This window comes from Kitasatospora sp. SC0581 (assembly GCF_048159585.1).
Classification (GTDB): Bacteria; Actinomycetota; Actinomycetes; order Streptomycetales; family Streptomycetaceae; genus Kitasatospora.
This window is the reverse complement of the sequence record NZ_JBLRWA010000039.1, coordinates 35,850-54,726: the sequence shown is the minus strand read 5'-3', so window position 1 is coordinate 54,726 and position 18,877 is coordinate 35,850. Positions and strand designations below refer to the sequence as shown.

The following is an 18,877-nucleotide window of genomic DNA, read 5'->3' as shown; positions in this document are numbered from 1 at the left end:
GCGGCCGCCGCCCACCCCGCCGCCCGGGGCCTCGTTGAGGGACGAGGCCCCGGGCGCCTTCCACCCGCCCCTGGAGCACCGGATGAGCCAGCCCAGCCGCATCGAGGTCCTCGGAGAACACGAGGACCGCTTCGACGAGATCCTCACCCCCGAGGCGCTCGCCTTCCTCGCCCGTCTGCACGACCGGTTCGCCGCCCGCCGCACCGCGCTGCTCGCCGAACGCGACCGGCGCCGCGCCGAGTTGGCGGACGGCGGCAGCCTCGACTTCCTCCCCGGGACCCGCGCCGTCCGCGAGGACAGCACGTGGCGCGTGGCCGGCGCCGGGCCGGGCCTGGCCGACCGCCGGGTGGAGATCACCGGCCCGCCCGAGCGCCGGATGACCGTCAACGCGCTCAACTCCGGTGCCAGGGTGTGGCTCGCCGACTTCGAGGACGCCACCGCCCCCACCTGGCACAACCTGGTCTCCGGGCAGCTCAACCTGGTCGACGCGGTCGAACGCCGGATCGACGACACCACCCCGGAGGGCAAGCGCTACCGCATCGGCGACTCCCCCGCCACCATCGTCGTCCGCCCGCGCGGCTGGCACCTCGACGAGCAGCACCTGCTGGTCGGCGGCCGCCCCGCCGTCGGCGCCCTGGTCGACTTCGGCCTCTACCTCTTCCACTGCGGCAAGCGGCAGATCGAGCGCGGCAGCGGCCCGTACTTCTACCTGCCCAAGCTGGAGGACCACCGCGAAGCCCGGCTCTGGAACGAGGTCTTCGCCTTCGCCCAGGCCGAGTTGGGCATCCCGCACGGCACGATCCGGGCCACCGTGCTGATCGAGACCATCACCGCGGCCTTCGAGATGGACGAGATCCTCTACGAGCTGCGCGAGCACGCCGCCGGGCTCAACGCCGGGCGCTGGGACTACCTGTTCAGCCTGATCAAGAACTTCGCCCAGCACGGCCCGCGCTACGTCCTGCCGGACCGCGCCACCCTCACCATGACCCAGCCCTTCCTGCGCGCCTACACCGACCTGCTGGTGCGCACCTGCCACCGGCGCGGCGCCCACGCCATCGGCGGGATGGCCGCCGCCATCCCCCAGCGCGCCCCGGAGGCCAACGCGGTGGCCCTCACCAAGGTGCGCGCCGACAAGGAGCGGGAGGCCGGCGACGGCTTCGACGGCTCCTGGGTCGCCCACCCCGGCCTGGTCGCCACCTGCCGCACCGCCTTCGACGACGTCCTCGGCGACCGGCCGAACCAGCTCGACCGCACCCGCGAGGACGTCGAGGTCACCGCCGCCGACCTGCTCGGCGTGCACAGGCTGTCCGCCGGCCTGCCGACCGACCAGGGGCTGCGCTCCAACATCGCCGTCGCCCTGCGCTACCTCACCGCCTGGCTCGGCGGTTCCGGAGCCGTCGCCGTCTTCGGGCTGATGGAGGACGTCGCCACCGCCGAGATCGCCCGCTGCCAGATCTGGCAGTGGCAGCACCACTGCACCCGGCTGACCGGCGGCTCGCTCGTCACCCCGGACATGGTGCGGCGCCTGATCGACCGGGAGCGCGCCACGCTGCTCGCCGAGGGCGCCGACCCGACGCTGGTGGACGACGCGGTGCGGATCCTGGAGGACACCGCCCTCGGCGCCGACCTGCCCGCCTTCCTCACCACCGAGGCCTACGCCCGCCACCTCGTGCGGATCCGCACCGCGGCCTGAGCCGCCCCACCACGGAGGCAGTGCACCATGAACGACATCCGCCGCGTCGCGGTCGTCGGCGCCGGACAGATGGGCGCCGGCATCGCCGAGGTCTTCGCCCGCGCCGGGCTCGACACCGTCGTCTGCGAGGCCGGCCGGGACGCCCTGCGCACCGCCCGGGCCCGGATCGACCGCTCGCTGCACCGCGCCGCCGACCGCGGCCGGATCAGCGAGGAGCAGCGCACCGACGCCTGGGCCCACCTGCTGTTCGCCGACGACCTGGAGGCGCTCGCCGACCGCCAGTTGGTGGTCGAGGCCGTCGTCGAGGACGAACGGGTCAAGACCGAGGTGCTCACCACCCTGGACAAGGTGCTCGTCGCCGAGGACGCCGTCCTGGCCACCAACACCTCGGCCATCCCGGTCACCCGCCTCGGCATCGCCACCGGCCGCGCCTCCCACATCCTGGGCCTGCATTTCTTCAACCCGGCCCCGGTGATGCCCCTGGTCGAGCTGGTGTCCTCGCTGCACACCGCCCCGACCGTCCTCGACCGGGTGGCGGCCTTCGCCCGGGACGTCCTCGGCAAGCACGTCGTCCACTCCCGCGACCGGGCCGGCTTCGTGGTCAACGCCCTGCTGGTGCCGTACCTGCTCGCCGCGATCCGGATGGCCGAGGCCGGCCACGCCAGCCCCGAGGACATCGACGCCGGGATGGTCCACGGCTGCGCCCACCCCATGGGGCCGCTCCAACTCGCCGACCTGATCGGGCTGGACACCGTCGAGGCGATCGCCCGGTCCATGTACGAGGAGTACAAGGAACCGCTGTACGCGCCCCCGCCGCTGCTCTCCCGCATGGTGGAGGCCGGACTGCTCGGCCGCAAGAGCGGACGGGGGTTCCACGCGCACGCCTCGGCGTGACGAGCGCGCCCCGCCGGTGCCCGGCTCCCGTCGCGGAGGGCCGGGCACCGGCGGGGCGGCGTGGTTTCAGGCGGTGACGCGTCCGGGCGCTCCAGCCGATCCGAGCGCTTCGACCGCTCCAGTCGGTCCGGCCGCTCCGGCTGAAAGGACGTCCGCCCGGTGGCAGTCCGGCCGGGGCCCCTGGTGCGGCACACCCGGCCCCTCCCGCCGCCGGGCCCGGTCGCGTTCCGCCCCGTCGAGGACGGCCCGGTGGACGGCGCGGGCCAGCCGGGAGCCCCAGACCGACCGCGGGCCGCCGAAGGGGTCGGCCGCCTCGCCGTCGACCGGGGTGCGGACGGCCACGCACACGGCGTCGGACGGGGTGCCCGAGCACGAGTAGCCGGCGTCCAGGAGGGCCTGCACCTTCGCCTCGGTGGCCGTCGCCAGCAGGTTCACCAGCCCCGCGTCGGCCACCGGCGCGGGCACGACCGCGAGGATGTTGATCGTCCCCGGGACGTACGGTCCGGTCGGTGCCGCGGCTGCCGCGGCCCAGGTCGGGACGCCGATGCCGGTCGTCACCAGGGCGACGGCGCCGCCGTCCTCACCCCAGGTGCAGTCGTCGACCTCCGCGGCGGTCATCAGCCCGACGCCCGGCCCGCGCAGGCCCTCGGCCTCGGCCAGCTCCGCCAGGTGCCGCTCCGGGTCCATCCGGCTGTAGCCGGGCCGGACCTGGGCGTTCACCACCCAGCCTCGCTCGCCGATCCCCCCGCCCAGCACGGCGCTGCTGACCATCCGCCAGCCCGGGCCGGCCTTCCACACCAGCAGGTGACGACACGAGCCGTCCTCCGACCGCGCGGAGCGGAGGACGGCGGGTCGCCGCAGCTCGGACACCAGGCTGTTCGCTGTGATCACCTCAGAGGCAGGGGGCGGTCGGGCCGGCCCGGTCCCGGCGGCGAGGTGCGGTGATCACCGGCGGAGGAGGCCCTGTGGATCCTAGCCCCGCGAGACCGGTCCACAGGATTCGCGGGCTCTGCGGGTTCGCGGGCTCCGCAGGTTCGTACGATCCGCGGATTCGCACGATCCGCGGATTCGCAGGATTCGCGGATTCGCAGCCCGGAGCTGTCCGGATTCCGCGGATTGGCCTGCTGGATCCCCGCCCGCCGGCGCGGCAGCCTGGAGCGTACGAGCCCGTCAGGGCGGTCCCGACGCTCCCGAGGAGTCCCGTGATCGAGCACCACGTCCGCGTCCACCCCAGCGCCGACCGGCTGCCGCGAGAGGAGCAGTTGGCCTGGAAACTGGCCGCCGTCGCCACTGCCACCGAGGAACTGGACCCGGCCGCCGTGGGCATGGCCGTCAACCGGGTCGTCGACAACGCCTCGGTCGCGGTCGCGTCGCTGCTGCGCCGACCGGTGGCGGTGGCCCGGTCCCAGGCGCTCGCGCACCACGGGGCGCCCGGCGCCCGGGTGTTCGGCAGCCTGGCCAGGGTCTCCCCCGAGTGGGCGGCCTGGGCCAACGGCACCGCCGTGCGCGAGCTGGACTTCCACGACACCTACCTCGCCGCCGACTACTCCCACCCCGGGGACAACATCCCGCCGCTGCTGGCCGTCTCCCAGCACACCGGGCGCACCGGCGCCGACCTGCTGCGCGGCATCGTCACCGCCTACGAGGTCCACGTCGCCCTGGTCAAGGGCATCTGTCTGCACGCCCACCGGATCGACCACGTCGCGCACCTGAGCGCGGCCACCGCCTGCGGGCTCGGCGCGCTGCTGCGGCTGCCGACGGAGACGGTGTACCAGGCGGTGCAGCAGGCCGTGCACACCACGACGGCGACCCGGCAGTCCCGCAAGGGCGAGATCTCCAGCTGGAAGGCCTTCGCCCCGGCCTTCGCCGGCAAGGCCGCGATCGAGGCGGTGGACCGGGCGATGCGCGGCGAGACCTCGCCCTCCCCGGTCTACGAGGGCGAGGACGGCTTCCTCGCCTGGATGCTCGACGGCCCGGACGCCGACTACACCGTGCCGCTGCCCGAGCCCGGCGAACCGCGCCGGGCGATCCTGGACACCTACACCAAGGAGCACTCCGCCGAGTACCAGGCCCAGGCGGTCATCGACCTGGCCCGGCGGCTGCGCGAGAAGACCGGGCCGCTGGAGCGGGTGCGCTCGGTGGTGCTGCACACCAGCCACCACACCCACCACGTCATCGGCTCCGGCGCCAACGACCCGCAGAAGTACGACCCCGGCGCCAGCCGGGAGACCCTCGACCACTCGATCCCGTACATCCTCGCCGTGGCCCTGGAGGACGGCGGCTGGCACCACGAGCGCTCCTACGCCCCCGAGCGGGCCAACCGCCCGGAGACCGTCGCCCTGTGGCGGAAGGTCAGCACGGTCGAGGACCCGGAGTGGACCCGCCGCTACCACGACCCCGACCCGCAGCACCGGGCCTTCGGCGGCCGGATCGTGATCACCCTGGACGACGGCTCCGTCATCGAGGACGAACTGGCCGTCGCCGACGCCCACCCGGCCGGCGCCCGCCCCTTCGACCGCCCCGCGTACCAGCGGAAGTTCCGCACCCTCACCGAGGGCGTCGTCACCCCCACCGACCAGGACCGCTTCCTGTCGGCCGCGGCCGGTCTCGCCGAGCTGACAGCCGCCGGCCTCGACGAACTGTTCCCGGCCGTCGACTTCGAGGCCGTCCGCGAGTTCGACCGCACCCTGCCGAAGGGCCTGTTCTGATGCTGCACACCCGCACCACCGCCGCCGAGCGCCGCCGGGCGCTGCGCGAACAGCTCGCCTCCGGACGGCTGCTGCGCGTCCCCGGCGCGATCAACCCGCTCTCCGCCCGGCTCATCCAGGACCTCGGCTTCGACGCCGTCTACCTCTCCGGCGCCGTCCTCGCCGCCGACCTCGGCCTGCCGGACATCGGCCTGACCACCTCCACCGAGATCGCCGCCCGCGCCCAGCAGACCACCCGGGTCACCGACCTCCCGGTGCTGATCGACGCCGACACCGGCTTCGGCGAGCCGATGAACGCCGCCCGTACCGTCCAGCTCCTGGAGGACGCGGGCCTGGCCGGGCTGCACCTGGAGGACCAGGTCAACCCCAAGCGCTGCGGCCACCTCGACGGCAAGACCATCGCGCCCCGCGAGGAGATGGTCCGCCGGCTGCGCGCCGCCGTCGACGCCCGCCGCGACCCCGACTTCCTGCTGATGGCCCGCACCGACGCCCGCTCCGTCGAAGGACTCGGCGCCGCGATCGACCGGGCCAAGGCCTACGTCGACGCCGGAGCCGACGCGATCTTCCCCGAGGCCCTCGCCGACGAGGCCGAGTACGAGGCGTTCCGCAAGGCCGTGGACGTGCCGCTGCTCGCGAACCTCACCGAGTTCGGCAGGACCCCGCTGCTGGACACCCGCACCCTGGAGAGCCTCGGCTACAACATCGCCCTCTACCCGGTCACCCTGCTGCGGCTCGCCATGGGCGCGATCGAGGACGGGCTGCGCACCATCGCCACCGAGGGCACCCAGCAGTCCCTCCTGCCGCGCATGCAGACCCGCTCCCGGCTGTACGAACTCCTCGGCTACGCCGACTACGCGGCCTTCGACTCGGCCGTCTTCGACTTCACCCTCCCGCCCGGCACCTGACCCGCACCGGAGACCAGCCATGCCCACCACCGCACCCGGGATCCACCGCGGCCTCGCCGGTGTCGTCGTCGACACCACCGGGATCTCCACCGTCATCCCGGAGACCAACTCCCTCACCTACCGCGGCTACCCCGTCCAGGACCTCGCCGCCCACCGCTCCTTCGAGGAGGTCGCCTACCTGCTCTGGCACGGCGAACTGCCCGACGGCGCCCAGCTGCGCGAGTTCCGGGCCCGCGAACACGCCCTGCGCCCGCTCGACCGCACCACTGCCGAGCTGCTGGCGAAACTGCCCGAGACCTGCCACCCGATGGACGTGCTGCGCACCGCCGTCAGCTTCTTCGGCGCCGAGGACCCGACCGAGGACGACGGCCGCCCGGCGTCCGGCCTCGCCAAGTCCCTGACCCTGCTGGCGAAACTGCCCACCGTCGTCGCCGCCGACCAGCGCCGTCGCCGGGGCCTCGCCCCGATCGCCCCGGACCCGGACCTCGGGTACGCGGAGAACTTCTTCCACATGTGCTTCGGCGCCGTGCCCGCCCCCGAGGTGGTCCGCTGCTTCGAGGTCTCGCTGGTGCTGTACGCCGAGCACAGCTTCAACGCCTCCACCTTCACCGCCCGCGTCGTCACCTCCACCCTCTCCGACCTCTACAGCGCCGTCACCGCCGCGATCGGCGCGCTCAAGGGCCCGCTGCACGGCGGCGCCAACGAGGCCGTGATGCACATGCTGGAGGAGATCGGCGACCCGGCCCGCGCCGCCGACTGGCTCGACGACGCCCTCGCGGCGAAGCGGAAGGTCATGGGCTTCGGCCACCGGGTCTACCAGCACGGCGACTCCCGTGTCCCGATCATGCAGGCCGCCCTCGACGAGCTGGTGGCCCTGGCGGCCGACCCCGGGACGACCCGGCTGGCCGCCCTGCACGCGGCGCTGCGCGAGGCGGTACTGGACCGCAAGGGCATCCACCCCAACCTCGACTACCCCGCGGGCCTCGCCTACCACCTGATGGGCTTCGACACCCCGGTCTTCACCCCGCTCTTCGTGATGAGCCGGGTCACCGGCTGGACCGCCCACATCACCGAACAGCTCGCCCACAACGCCCTGATCCGCCCGCTCGCCTCCTACGACGGCCCGGAACAGCGGCCGGTGCCGGCCTCCGCGTAGGAGACCGGCACCGCCGTCCGGTCAGGCCCGCGGGGTGGTGAAGCGGTAGCCGGAGTCGATCAGGGAGGGGAGGAAGCGCGTGAGAGCGGCCACCGTCTGCGAACGGTCGCCCCCGCCGTCATGGGTGAGCACGATCGCTCCCGGGCGCATCTCCTTCGTGAGCCGACCGAGGATCACGTCCGTCCCCGGCTCTGCCCAGTCCTCCGGGTCGACCGTCCAGCCCATCGGCCGCATCCCGAGCTCCCTGCTCGTCCTGAGCGTCCTCGGGGCCCAGTCCCCGCCCGGGGCCCGGAACCAGACGGGCGACTTGCCGGTGATCCCGGCGAGGAGGTCGGAGGTGCGCGTCAGCTCCTCCCGCACCTGGGCGTCGTCGGGAAGGTGACGGAGGTCCGGATGGCTCCAGGTGTGGTTCCCGATGCGGTGCCCCCGCGCCGCGATCTCCCGGACCAGGTCGGGACGGGCGGCCGCGTTCTCGCCGATCAGGAAGAACGTCGCCCAGATCCCGTGCTTCTCCAGCAGCGCCAGGACGTCGGGGGTGTGGCGCGGATGGGGACCGTCGTCGATGGTGAGGGCCACCACCTTCCCCTCCTCGGCGAGTTCGAACAGCGGCCGGCTCTCCGCCTCGGTCAGCACCCTGGGGGCTTCCGGGGCGGTTTCAGGTGCGGTTTCAGGTGCGGCCGCCGGTGCGGCTTCCGGTGCGGCCGCCGGGGGCGCGGCCGCGGGCGGCGGCCCGGCGTTCCCTCTCGGCGCGGTACCGGGTTCCCCGGCCCGCCGTGCTCCCCCGCACCCTGCGGCGCCGAGGACCGACAACCCGGCCGCGGCCAGGATCAGCCTTCGCGAGACAATCTGATGATCTGACATTTTCTGGGTGTCCCCCCGGGCCTGACGCCCCCTCCCGGCGTTCACCCCGAGGGACCCACATCACCACCCGGAAGGACCCAGGGCCACACGGTCGGCGGCACGGTGCCGGGTCCGTCACCGTCGCCCGGCCTGCGGCCGGGACGCCCCGACCACACGGCCCCGACCGCGGCACCCGGGTGCCGCCCGCCGCCGGTGCGACGTCTCGGCGGCACCGGTCAGCGGCGCCCCTCCCGATCTCCGTCGCGCCCTTCGGCGACGACCGGGTACGGCACCCTGGTGCGCCGGTCCGGGTCCACCACCAGCCGGCCGCCGACGGGGGGCCGGGCCCGCTGAGCGCAGTCGGTCCGCTCGCAGATCCGGCAGCCCAGGCCGATCGGCGTGGCCGCCTCCCGGCCGTCCAGGGCGATGCCCTCGGCGTAGACCAGGCGGTGGGCGTGGCGCAGCTCGCAGCCGAGCGCGACGGCGAACTCGCTGCGCGGCGCACGGTGGCCGAAGCCGCCGTGGGTGACGGTGCGGGCGATCCAGAAGTACCGCTTGCCGTCCGGCATTTCGGCGATCTGGGTGAGGATCCGCCCCGGCGCCGAGAAGGCCTCGTAGACCGTCCAGAGCGGGCAGGTGCCGCCGAGGCGGGAGAAGTGGAAGTCGGTCGCGGACTGCCGCTTGGAGATGTTGCCCGCCCGGTCGGCGCGCAGGAAGGAGAACGGCACGCCCCGGCGGCCGGTGCGCTGCAGGGTGCTCAGCCGGTGGCAGACCGTCTCGAAGCCGACCCCGAAGCGGGCGCCGAGCAGGTCGATGTCGTAGCGCAGCTCCTCGGCGGCGGCGTGGAAGGCCGAGTAGGGCATCAGCAGCGCACCGGCGAAGTAGGTGGCGAGGCCGATCCGGGCGAGGTCCGCCGCCTGGGGCGAGGTGAGGTCGGGCCCCGCCGCCGAAACCAGCGCGTCGAGCAGCGGCCGGTGCTCCAGCAGCGCGAGCTGGGTGGCCAGTTGGAAGGCCCGCTGACCGTCGGTCAGCCACGCGGAGAGGCGGAGGGTGCCGCTCACCGGATCGAACCGGCGCATCTCCGCCTGCCGCCGGTGGTCCGCGTCGACCACCCGCACGCCGTGCCGTTCGCCGAGTGCGGTCGCCAGCGCGGCGGCGAGGCCACCCGCCGTGGTCGCCCCGAGCGCGGTCGCGGTGCGCTCGGCCTGCTCGTCCAGGGCGGCGATGTGGTTGTGGTGCGTGTAGAAGAAGTCCCGTACCTCGTCGTGGGGTTCGGCCGGGCTGAGCGCGGCGGTCCCGGCGGTGTCGCCGAGATCGGCGACCCTGGCGGCCGCCTCCCGGTAGCGGCGGTACAGCGCGACGAGCGCCCGGGCCACGTCGGGGTGGTCCCGGCTCACCTCCGCGACGTCCTCGGCCGGGACGGGGGCACCGCACGCCTCGTCGGCGAGGGCGGCGCGCAGGTCGGCGGCGAGGCGCTCCTCGTCGGCCTCGGAGAAGAACTCCGGGTCCACGCCGAACACTTCGGCGATCCGCAGCAGCACGGCGGCGGTGAGCGGCCGCTGGCTGTGCTCGATCTGGTTGAGGTAGCTGGTCGAGATGCCGAGCTCGTGGGCCAGCTCGACCTGGTTCATGCCGTGCTCGCGGCGCAGCCGGCGCAGCTTGGCGTGGGCGAAGATCTTGCGCCCGACGGGACGTGCCATGGTGCGACGCACCCCTCTTCTCTTTTCTTCCCCGGTCTTCTCTTCCCCGGATGGTTGCGAAGGCCTACACCGGCAGCCGGTCGGCGGTCGCCCGGTGGGCCCGCACGGCCGCCTCGACCCGCACGGCGTCGGCGGCCGCCCGCACCTCGTGGACCCGTACGGCCCAGGCGCCCTGCGCGGCGGCCAGGACGGCCGCGGCCGAGGTCGCGTCGTCCCGCTCCCGGGCCGGGCGGGGCGCGCCGGTGGCCGGGTCGGCGAGCAGCTCGCCGAGGAAGCGCTTGCGGGAGGGCCCGACCAGGAGCGGGCGGTCCAGCACGGCCCAGGCGTCCAGGGCGGCGAGCAGCGCCCAGTCGTCGCCCCGGCCCTTGGCGAAGCCGAGGCCGGGGTCGAGGACGACCTGCTCCGGGTCCACCCCGGCCGACACCACGGCGTCCAGCTGGCGCCCCACTTCGGCGACCACCTCGGCGACGACGTCCCCGTAGTCCGCCAGGTCGTCCATCCCCTGGGACTGCCCCCGCCAGTGCATGACGACGAACGGCACGCCGGCCCGCGCGGCCGTCTTCGCCATGGCCTCGTCCGCCCGGCCGCCGCTGACGTCGTTGACGATCCGGGCCCCGGCGTCCACCGCGGCCTCGGCGACCCGGGCGCGCATCGTGTCGATGCTCACCAGGACGCCCTGCCGGGCGAGTCCGCGCACCACCGGCAGCACCCGCGCGAGCTCCTCCTCGACCGGCACCCGGCGGGCGCCGGGGCGGGTCGACTCGCCGCCCACGTCCACCATGTCGGCCCCCCGCGCGGCCAGCGCCAGTCCGTGCTCCACCGCCCGGCCCGGGTCCAGCCAGCATCCCCCGTCCGAGAACGAGTCCGGGGTGACGTTGAGGATTCCCATGACCGCGCAGCGACCCCAGTCGGGAAGTCCGGGAAGGGCGTACGAATGTCTTTCCATGCCCCTATTGTGCAGCCTCCGGAGGCCGCTCCGCGACCACCCCCGAAGGCCATCGACCGTCATTGGCGAAAACCCGCGTATCACACTGTGGACTTTCCACCACGCCATTCCGACCGGGCGTATACCGTCCTGTCATGACACTCGGGAAACCCTCCACGCGCACCGACCGGGCGGCAACCGTCCGCGACCTCCTGGCCACCGGAAAGCACTCCTATTCGTTCGAGTTCATGCCACCGCGGAACGCCGAGGCGGAAGCCGGCCTGTGGAACGCGATCCGCCGACTGGAGGCGCTCTCCCCCACCTTCGTCTCGGTGACCTACGGTGCGGGCGGCTCGACCCGGGAGCGGACGGTGAACGTCACCGGCCGCATCGCCCAGGAGACGACCCTCACCCCGGCCGCCCATCTGACCGCCGTCGGCCACAGCGTCGGCGAGCTCAGGAACATCCTCGGGCACTACGCCGACCAGGGAGTACGGAACATCCTGGCCCTGCGCGGCGACCCTCCGGGCGACCCGCTGGGCGCCTGGGTCCGGCATCCGGGCGGGGTCGAGTACGCCGCCGACCTGGTTCACCTCATCAAGGACTCGGGCGACTTCTGCGTCGGGGTGGCGGCTTTCCCGGAAATGCACCCGCGGTCACCGGACTGGGACTCCGAAATCCGGCACTTTGTCACGAAGTGCCGTTCCGGAGCCGACTACGCGATCACCCAGATGTTCTTCGAGGTGGACAGCTACCTCCGTTTCCGGGATCGCCTCCAGAAGTCCGGATGCGATATTCCGGTGATTCCGGAGATCATGCCGGTGACCAGTATCCGGTCACTAAGCCGAATTCCGACCCTGAGCACCGCTGCCATTCCCACGGCCCTCTCCGACCGCATGCTGGAACAGCAAAACGATCCCGCAGCCGTTCGCTCGATCGGGATCGAGCACGCCACCGCCATGTGCCGGCGGCTGCTTTCCGAAGGCGTGCCCGGGCTGCATTTCATGACCATGAACTTCTCCACGGTCACCACCGAGATCTACCAGAACCTCGGACTGCCCCGGTCCGGCTGAACGGGCATGCGGGCCGCGTCGCGACGCGGCCCGCATGCCGTGGCGGGCGTACCGAACCGGCGGAGGAGTCCCCGCCCGGTTGGGTCAGCCGGCGAGCTCCTCGCGCAGCAGGCGGGCGGCGCCGACCAGGCTCTCCAGCGAGGCCCGGGTCTCCGGCCAGCCGCGGGTCTTCAGCCCGCAGTCAGGGTTGACCCAGAGCCGCTCCGCCGGGATCGCGGCCAGGCCCGCGCGCAGCAGGGAGACGGCCTCCTCGGTGCTGGGGACGCGCGGGGAGTGGATGTCCCAGACGCCGGGGCCGACCTCGCGCGGGTAGCCCGCCTCGGCCAGCTCGCCGGCGACCTCCATGTGGGAGCGGGTCGCCTCCAGGGAGATGACGTCGGCGTCGAGGTCGTCGATCGCCGTCATGATGGCGCCGAACTCGGCGTAGCACATGTGGGTGTGGATCTGGGTGTCGGCGCGGACGCCGGAGGTGGCCAGGCGGAAGGCCTCGGTGGCCCAGTCCAGGTACGCCGGGCGGGCGGCGGCCCGCAGCGGGAGGGTCTCGCGCAGGGCCGGCTCGTCGACCTGGACGACGGCGGCGCCCCCGGCCTCCAGGTCGACGACCTCGTCGCGCAGGGCGAGGGCGACCTGGCGGGCGGTGTCGGCGAGCGGCTGGTCGTCGCGGACGAAGGACCAGGCGAGCATGGTGACCGGGCCGGTCAGCATGCCCTTCACGGGGCGGTCGGTCAGGCCCTGCGCGTAGCGGAACCAGTCGACGGTCATCGGGTGCGGCCGGGAGATGTCCCCGGCGAGGACCGGCGGGCGCACGTACCGGGTGCCGTAGGACTGCACCCAGCCGTGCCGGGTGGCCAGGTAGCCGGTGAGCTGCTCGGCGAAGTACTGGACCATGTCGTTGCGCTCGGGCTCGCCGTGCACCAGGACGTCCAGGCCGGCCTTCTCCTGGTACGCGATGACCTCGCGGACCTCGGCCTCCATCCGCTCCTGGTACGCGGCGCCGTCGATCCGACCGGCCGTCAGGTCGGCCCGGGCGACGCGCAGTTCGGTGGTCTGCGGGAAGGAGCCGATGGTGGTGGTCGGCAGCAGCGGCAGGCCGAGCCGGGCGCGCTGGGCCTCGGCCCGCTGCGGGTAGGCCTGGGCGCGACGGGCGTCCGCGTCGGTGACGGCGGCGATCCGGGCGCGCACCGCCGGGTCGCGGGTGATCGGCGAGCCCGCGCGGGAGGCCAGGTCGGCCCGGTTGGCCGCGAGGTCGGCGGCGATCGCGCCGGTGCCCTCGCGCAGGCCGCGGGCGAGCAGCGCCGCCTCGGCGGCCTTCTGCTTGGCGAAGGCCAGCCAGCGGGCGATCTGCGGGTCGATGTCGCGTTCGAGGGTGGCGTCGATCGGCACGTGCAGCAGGGAGCAGGACGGCGCGACGTCGACGGTGTCGGCGAGGCCCAGCAGGGTCGCCAGGGTCGTGAGGGACTTCTCCAGGTCGTTGATCCAGATGTTGCGCCCGTCGATCACCCCCGCCACCAGCCGCTTGCCGGGCAGGCCGCCGGCGGCGGCGAGGTCCTCCAGGTTGGCCGCGGCCGGGCCGGTGAAGTCCAGTGCCAGACCCTCGATCGGGGCCTTCGCCAGGGCCGGCAGGGCGTCGCCGAGCCGGTCGAAGTAGCTGGCGACCAGCAGCTTGGGCCGGTCGGTGAGGGCGCCCAGCTCGCGGTAGGCGCGGGCGGCGGCGTTGAGCTCGGCCGGGGTGCGGTCCTGGACCAGTGCGGGCTCGTCCAGTTGCACCCAGTCGGCGCCGGCGGCGCGCAACCCGGCCAGCAGCTCCGCGTAGACGGGCAGCAGCCGGTCCAGCAGGGTGATCGGCTGGAAGTCGGCGGCCACCCCGGGCGCCGGCTTGGCGAGCAGCAGGTAGGTGACCGGCCCGACCAGCACCGGCCGGGCCGCGTGGCCGAGCAGCAGCGCCTCGCGCAGTTCGCCCACCGCCTTGGCCGGGTTCGCCGTGAACACCGTGTCCGGGCCCAACTCCGGCACCAGGTAGTGGTAGTTGGTGTCGAACCACTTGGTCATCTCCAGCGGGGCGACGTCCTGGTTGCCGCGCGCCATGGCGAAGTACCCGTCCAGCGGGTCGGCTTCGACGGCGGCCCGGTGCCGGGGCGGGATCGCGCCGACGGCGACCGTGGTGTCCAGCACGTGGTCGTAGAACGAGAAGTCACCGGTCGGGACCTCTTCGACTCCGGAGTCGGCGAGCTGCTGCCAGTTCCCCCGGCGCAGGTCGGCGGCGGTGGCCAGCAGCACCTCGGCGGTGACCGAGCCCTTCCAGTAGCCCTCGATGGCCTTCTTGAGCTCCCGGCCCCGGCCCTGGCGGGGGTAGCCGTACGCGGTGGCGACGCTCGCCGCGGCTGCGGACTTCGTGGTCAAGGGACTCTCCTTCGCGAGTCTGTTCTCCTCAGGTACCCGGAGACGGCACGAGGGCGCGAAGGGATGACGTACCCGGCGGCGGCCGTCACGGGAACGTACGGGCCTGGTCCGCCTGGTATGGTCGCCGACCCGCCCACGAGGTCACCGGATAGCCGCGCGCGGGTCGTCCGCGGGCGGGCAGTGGCAGGTCTTCGGACTCGCGGGCGCGTCCGTCCCGTGAAGGGCGGACACCTACTGGCCGTCGCTTCCCAGACCCGTCCCGGGTCCAGTGCGTATGACGGCGGTCGTTCCCACTCACCGCTGCGGGGCAGTCCCGGACTGGCCAGTCGAAAGGCGTCACCGGGTTCCCTCTTGCGACGCCCTGCCTGGCGGACAGGGCGAACCAGCTGCACCGTCAGCTTAGGGGCAAAGCGCCGGGCCCGGCGCGGGAATCTCGGAACCCGTCCGGATGGTGGGACGCCACCATGGCCCGCGGGGCCGGTGGTCAGGTCCGCGTCGGGGTGTCCGGCGTGCCGGGCAGGGCGGCGCGGATGTCCGCGAGCAGTCCGGTCAGGCCGCGTCCCGGCCCCAGCCGGGCGTCCAGTCGCGCGCGCTGGTCGGCGGGGATGCCCGCCAGTAGCCGTTCGGCTTCGCCCAGCAGCCGCCGTCCCCGCTGGAGGTCGGACCTCATCCTGGCGACCTGCGCCTGCGCTCCACCCAGCTGGCGGCGGGCGGATTCCAGTCCGGCATGCTGTTCCGGGGTCAGGACGACGACCTCGACCCCGTCCAGCGTCATCGTCCGGTGCTTCGCGGGCTTGGGCACGATGGTCGGCCTTTCGGTTCAGGGGTGCGCCGGGCCGGTGGGCCGCGCGGCGGTCGGCGGCCCTGCCGTGGTGTCCGGGCCGGGCGTGGCGTCCTGGCCGGATGGGGCGTGCGGGCCGGGCGGGGCCTCGAAGCGCACCGTGGGCTCGAAGTTGGCGCGGCGGGCCGCGCGGCGGAAGACGGTGAGGACGGCCGGCCCGACGACGAGCACGGCGGTGAAGGTGGTGACGGCGCGGCCGGTGTCCCAGCCGAGCGAGGTGGCCAGGTCGAACAGCAGGTAGCGGTGCCACTGCTCGGTGAAGGGCAGGCCCGGCAGGTAGGCGATCGAGCTGTTCGGGTCGGTGGAGAACGGCCAGAAGGAGAGGTTCAGCAGGAAGCCGAAGAGGTAGCCGGAGAACGCCCCGTACCCGGCCAGCAGCGGCACCTCCCAGCGCCGCCCGGCCCCCGGCAGCAGCCCGGCGAGCATGCCGACGAAGGCGCAGCCGAACATCTGGTACGGCATCCAGGGGCCGACGCCGCCGGTGAGCAGCGCGGAGGCGAACAGCGAGGTGCAGCCGAGGGTGAAGCCGAAGCCGGGGCCGAAGACCCGGCCGGCCAGCACCAGGATGAAGAAGACCGTCTCCACTCCGGCGGTCCCGGCGCCGAGCGGGCGGAGTCCGGCGTTGACGGCGGACAGGACGCCGAGCATGGCGAGGGCCTTGGCGTCGATGCCGCCCGCGGAGATCTCCGCGATGACGACGGCGAGCACCAGGACCAGCAGGGCGCCGAAGATCAGCGGCGGCGCGTAGTTGGAGCCGAACCGCCCGGGGGCGACGACGAACGGCCAGGTGAAGGCCACCAGCCCGATGAAGGCGGCCAGGGCGACGACGACGCGGGCCCGGCCGGGGATCCGGACGGCGGTCACCGGGCGGCCTCCACCGCTTCCACGGCCGCCGCGACCTGACGTACCGTCAGATAGCCGAGCGGGGCGAGGATCTTGGCGGTCTGCGGGGCGAAGGTGGGCGAGGCGACGATGACCTCGGCGGTGGGCCCGTCGGCGACGATCTCGCCCTCGGCCATCACCACGACGCGGTCGGCGGCGGAGGCGACGAACTCGACGTCGTGGGTGGAGACGACGACCGTACGGCCTTCGGCGGCGAGGGCGTCGACGATGCCGGTGAGCGCCTCCTTCGCCTGGTAGTCGAGCCCCCGGGTGGGTTCGTCCAGCAGCACGACCCTTGGTGCGGCGGCGAGTTGGATCGCCAGGACGAGGGCCAGCTTCTGCCCCTCGGAGAGGTCCCGGGGGTGGGTGCCGTCCGGGATCCCGGGGGCCAGGCGGTCGAGGACCTGCCGTGCGGTCGGCCCGCCGGCGCCGTCGGCTTCGAGGTCGCTCTGGGCGAGTTCCTGGGCGACCGTCTCCAGGTACAGCAGGTCGGTGGGGGTCTGCGGGACGAGCCCGACCAGCTGCCGGGCCCGGGCCGCGGGCAGCCGCTTGGGGTCCGCGGCCGGGCCGCCCCCGGCGCCGGTGACCTTCACGCTGCCGCCCTGGCGGGGCCCGGAGCCCTGGAGGGCCCACAGGAGCGAGGACTTGCCGGAGCCGTTGCGGCCCATCAGCGCCGTGACCTCGCCCGCCCGCAGCTCCAGCCGGACGTCCCGGACGGCGGCCACCGGCCCGTACCGGACGACGACCCCCGTCGCCTCCAGCACCGGCTCCCCCGCCACCGCTGCCCGGCGCGGCGGGGGAACCGGCAGGTCCGTGAGCCGCTCCCGCAGCGGCGCGGCGGCCCGGCGGGCGTCCCGGACGGACAGCGGCAGCGGCCGCCAGCCGGCCAGCCGGCCGAGGTCGACGACGGGCGGCGCGATCGCGGTGTCCCGGAAGACCTCGGCCGGGGGGCCGTGCACGACCGTCCCGTCGCCGGGCAGGTAGGCGACCCGGTCGGCGTACTGGACGACCCGCTCCAGGCGGTGCTCGGCCAGCAGGACGGTCACGCCGAGGTCGTGGACCAGCCGGGTGATCGCGGCCAGCACCTCCTCGGCGGCGGTCGGGTCGAGCGCGGAGGTCGGCTCGTCCAGCACCAGGACGCGCGGGTGCGCGGTGAGCACCGAGCCGATGGCGACGCGCTGCTGCTGGCCGCCGGAGAGCTCGTACAGGGCCCGGTGGCGCAGGTCGGCCAGGCCGAGCAGGTCCAGGGTCTCCTCGACGCGCTTGCGCATGGTCTCCGGCGGGATCGCCAACTGCTCCATGACGTACGCCAGTTCCTCCTCCACCGTGTCGGTGGTGAAGCCGGCCAGCGGGTCCTGCCCGACCACGCCGACCACGTCGGCGAGTTCGCGCGGCGGGTGGTGGGCGGTGTCGCGGCCGTCCACGGTGACCCGGCCGCGCAGGGTGCCGCCGGTGAAGTGCGGCACCAGGCCGTTGACGGCGCCGAGCAGGGTCGACTTGCCGACACCGGTGCGGCCGACCACCAGGCAGAGCTCGCCCTCCGGGATGTGCAGGTCGACGTCGCGCAGGACGGGCGTGCTCTCGCCGTCGTACACCACGCCGACCCGGTCGAATCGGATCACGTGCTCACCTCGGAGGTCGTGCGGTCGGTGCGGTCGGTGGGAGCGGCATCGGGACGTGCGGCCGGGCGCGGCCCCGGCCCGGCGGCGGGTCCGGGCGTCCGGCCGGGCGGCGGCGAGACGATCCCGGCCGCCCCCGCCAGCAGCAGGGCGAGCACCGGGACGAGCGGCAGAGTCGGCCAAGTCAGCGGGTACAGCGAGGGGTTGAGGTCGGTGGCGTCGTAACCGACGGTGGCGAACAGCAGCACGGCGGCGGTCACCCCGCAGCCGGCCACGCCCCACTCGGCGGCCCGCCAGCGGTCCGGCCGGTAGGTGGTGCGCCGCACCCGCCGCCCGCCGAGCAGCAGGCCCGCCACGCAGAGCACGGCGCCCGCGAGGAAGGCGGGCAGGCCGAGCGCGGCCGGGGCCGTCCCGTCCAGCAGCCCGTACACCCCGGCGCACAGGCCGCACATGCCGAGCAGCATCAGCGCGCCGGTCAGCCGGCGGGAGCGGCGCGAGGCGGTGCCGGAACGCCCGTAGCCGCGCGAGTCCATCGCGGCCGCGAGGCTGAGCGAACGCTCCAGCGCGTCCTCCAGGACCGGCACCACGATGCTGCGCAGGGCACGGACGCCCTTGCGCCGCCCGGCACGCAACCGCCGTGCCCGGGCGACCCGTTGGACGCTCTGCACCAGCTGGGGCGCGACGCTGAGCGACACCGTCACGGCGACGCCCAGCTCGTACAGGGCCCCGGGCAGCACCCGCAGCGCCCGCTTGGGGTTCGCCAGGGTGTTCGCGGCGCCGATGCAGCAGATCAGACAGGCCAGCCGCAGCCCGTCGAAGGCCGCCGAGAGCGTGGCCTCCAGCGAGACCGGGCCGCCGATCTCGATGCCCGCGTACCAGGCGGGGGTGGGGATGTGCGGCAGGGAGAAGAGCAGGTGGTCGTGCGGGGTGACACCGGTGGCGAAGACGCACCGGAAGACCACCCGGATCGCCACCACCGTCAGGGCCAGCCACAGGTAGTAGGCGAACCCGCGCGCCCACGGCGCCTCGCTGCGGCGGGCGGTGACCACGAAGCCGAGCACGGCGAGGACGAGCAGGAGCAGCAGCGGGTTGGTGGTGCGGCTGGCCGCCGTCGCCAGGGCCAGCGCCCAGGCCCACCAGGCCAGCGGGTGGAGGTTGCGCGGAACGCGCCGGCCCCCCGCGGCCCGCCCGGGGGCGCGCTGCGGGGAGCCGGACTCGCGTGTGTCGAGCGTGCCCACCGG

Annotated in this window: 14 protein-coding genes, 1 pseudogene and 1 riboswitch; of the genes and pseudogenes, 6 read left to right on the top strand and 9 right to left on the bottom strand. The window is 74.2% G+C overall.

Annotated elements, in window-relative coordinates; all coding sequences use genetic code 11:
- Positions 1–82: 82 nt before the first annotated feature.
- The gene (aceB, locus tag ACLWS4_RS34365) at positions 83–1,693 is read left to right on the top strand and encodes a malate synthase A (protein WP_416876182.1); all 1,611 of its coding nucleotides are present in this window, start codon (positions 83–85) and stop codon (positions 1,691–1,693) included.
- Positions 1,694–1,720: 27 nt separating this feature from the next.
- Positions 1,721–2,587 carry a 3-hydroxybutyryl-CoA dehydrogenase gene (locus tag ACLWS4_RS34360; RefSeq protein WP_416876181.1) on the top strand — a complete coding sequence of 289 codons (867 nt, stop codon included), beginning with the start codon at positions 1,721–1,723 and terminating at the stop codon, positions 2,585–2,587.
- A 240-nt stretch (positions 2,588–2,827) separates the two neighbouring features.
- Here ACLWS4_RS34360 and ACLWS4_RS34355 read toward each other — a convergent pair.
- A pseudogene (locus ACLWS4_RS34355) lies at positions 2,828–3,478 on the bottom strand (adenosylcobinamide amidohydrolase); the annotation flags it as partial.
- 311 nt (positions 3,479–3,789) lie between these two features.
- Between ACLWS4_RS34355 and ACLWS4_RS34350 the strand changes: the two are divergent.
- The 3 genes from ACLWS4_RS34350 to ACLWS4_RS34340 are packed head-to-tail and all read left to right on the top strand — an operon-like array spanning position 3,790 to position 7,356.
- The gene (locus ACLWS4_RS34350) at positions 3,790–5,295 is read left to right on the top strand and encodes an MmgE/PrpD family protein (RefSeq protein WP_416876180.1); all 1,506 of its coding nucleotides are present in this window, start codon (positions 3,790–3,792) and stop codon (positions 5,293–5,295) included.
- Complete coding sequence (prpB, locus tag ACLWS4_RS34345) at positions 5,295–6,200, top strand: methylisocitrate lyase (protein ID WP_416876179.1); 906 nt, start codon at positions 5,295–5,297, stop codon at positions 6,198–6,200. Before ACLWS4_RS34350 ends, prpB begins: the two co-directional genes overlap by 1 nt.
- Before the next feature lie 19 nt (positions 6,201–6,219).
- Complete coding sequence (locus ACLWS4_RS34340) at positions 6,220–7,356, top strand: bifunctional 2-methylcitrate synthase/citrate synthase (RefSeq protein ID WP_416876178.1); 1,137 nt, start codon at positions 6,220–6,222, stop codon at positions 7,354–7,356.
- Positions 7,357–7,377: 21 nt separating this feature from the next.
- Here the strand turns inward: ACLWS4_RS34340 and ACLWS4_RS34335 are convergent, their stop codons facing one another.
- The 3 genes from ACLWS4_RS34335 to folP all read right to left on the bottom strand — a co-directional run bounded on the left by ACLWS4_RS34335 (position 7,378) and on the right by folP (position 10,785).
- Entirely contained in the window at positions 7,378–7,989 is a 612-nt protein-coding gene (locus tag ACLWS4_RS34335) for a polysaccharide deacetylase family protein (protein WP_416876177.1), read from the bottom strand.
- A 443-nt stretch (positions 7,990–8,432) separates the two neighbouring features.
- Positions 8,433–9,896 (bottom strand): short-chain fatty acyl-CoA regulator family protein, encoded by a 1,464-nt coding sequence (locus tag ACLWS4_RS34330; RefSeq protein ID WP_416876176.1) that lies wholly within the window; start codon positions 9,894–9,896, stop codon positions 8,433–8,435.
- 64 nt (positions 9,897–9,960) lie between these two features.
- The gene (gene folP / locus ACLWS4_RS34325; protein WP_416876175.1) at positions 9,961–10,785 is read right to left on the bottom strand and encodes a dihydropteroate synthase; all 825 of its coding nucleotides are present in this window, start codon (positions 10,783–10,785) and stop codon (positions 9,961–9,963) included.
- Between the two features lie 191 nt (positions 10,786–10,976).
- On the opposite strand from folP, the gene metF reads away from it, so the two are divergent.
- On the top strand, positions 10,977–11,894 hold the full coding sequence (gene metF, locus ACLWS4_RS34320; RefSeq protein ID WP_416876174.1) for a methylenetetrahydrofolate reductase [NAD(P)H]: 918 nt from the start codon (positions 10,977–10,979) through the stop codon (positions 11,892–11,894).
- Between the two features lie 84 nt (positions 11,895–11,978).
- Here metF and metE read toward each other — a convergent pair whose 3' ends face one another.
- The 5 genes from metE to ACLWS4_RS34295 form a co-directional block, all read right to left on the bottom strand.
- Complete coding sequence (metE, locus tag ACLWS4_RS34315) at positions 11,979–14,294, bottom strand: 5-methyltetrahydropteroyltriglutamate--homocysteine S-methyltransferase (protein ID WP_416876173.1); 2,316 nt, start codon at positions 14,292–14,294, stop codon at positions 11,979–11,981.
- A gap of 164 nt (positions 14,295–14,458) precedes the next feature.
- Positions 14,459–14,696: riboswitch (cobalamin riboswitch) on the bottom strand.
- A gap of 82 nt (positions 14,697–14,778) precedes the next feature.
- Positions 14,779–15,096 (bottom strand): hypothetical protein, encoded by a 318-nt coding sequence (locus ACLWS4_RS34310; RefSeq protein WP_416876172.1) that lies wholly within the window; start codon positions 15,094–15,096, stop codon positions 14,779–14,781.
- An 18-nt stretch (positions 15,097–15,114) separates the two neighbouring features.
- A complete protein-coding gene (locus ACLWS4_RS34305) occupies positions 15,115–15,999 on the bottom strand; it encodes an ECF transporter S component (protein WP_416876171.1) in 885 nt (294 codons plus the stop codon).
- Positions 15,996–17,639: an ABC transporter ATP-binding protein gene (locus tag ACLWS4_RS34300; protein ID WP_388046767.1), complete on the bottom strand. Its 1,644-nt coding sequence runs from the start codon at positions 17,637–17,639 to the stop codon at positions 15,996–15,998. Before ACLWS4_RS34300 ends, ACLWS4_RS34305 begins: the two co-directional genes overlap by 4 nt.
- Complete coding sequence (locus tag ACLWS4_RS34295) at positions 17,636–18,874, bottom strand: CbiQ family ECF transporter T component (RefSeq protein ID WP_416876170.1); 1,239 nt, start codon at positions 18,872–18,874, stop codon at positions 17,636–17,638. The genes ACLWS4_RS34300 and ACLWS4_RS34295 overlap by 4 nt, the downstream gene beginning before the upstream one ends.
- Positions 18,875–18,877: the final 3 nt, after the last annotated feature.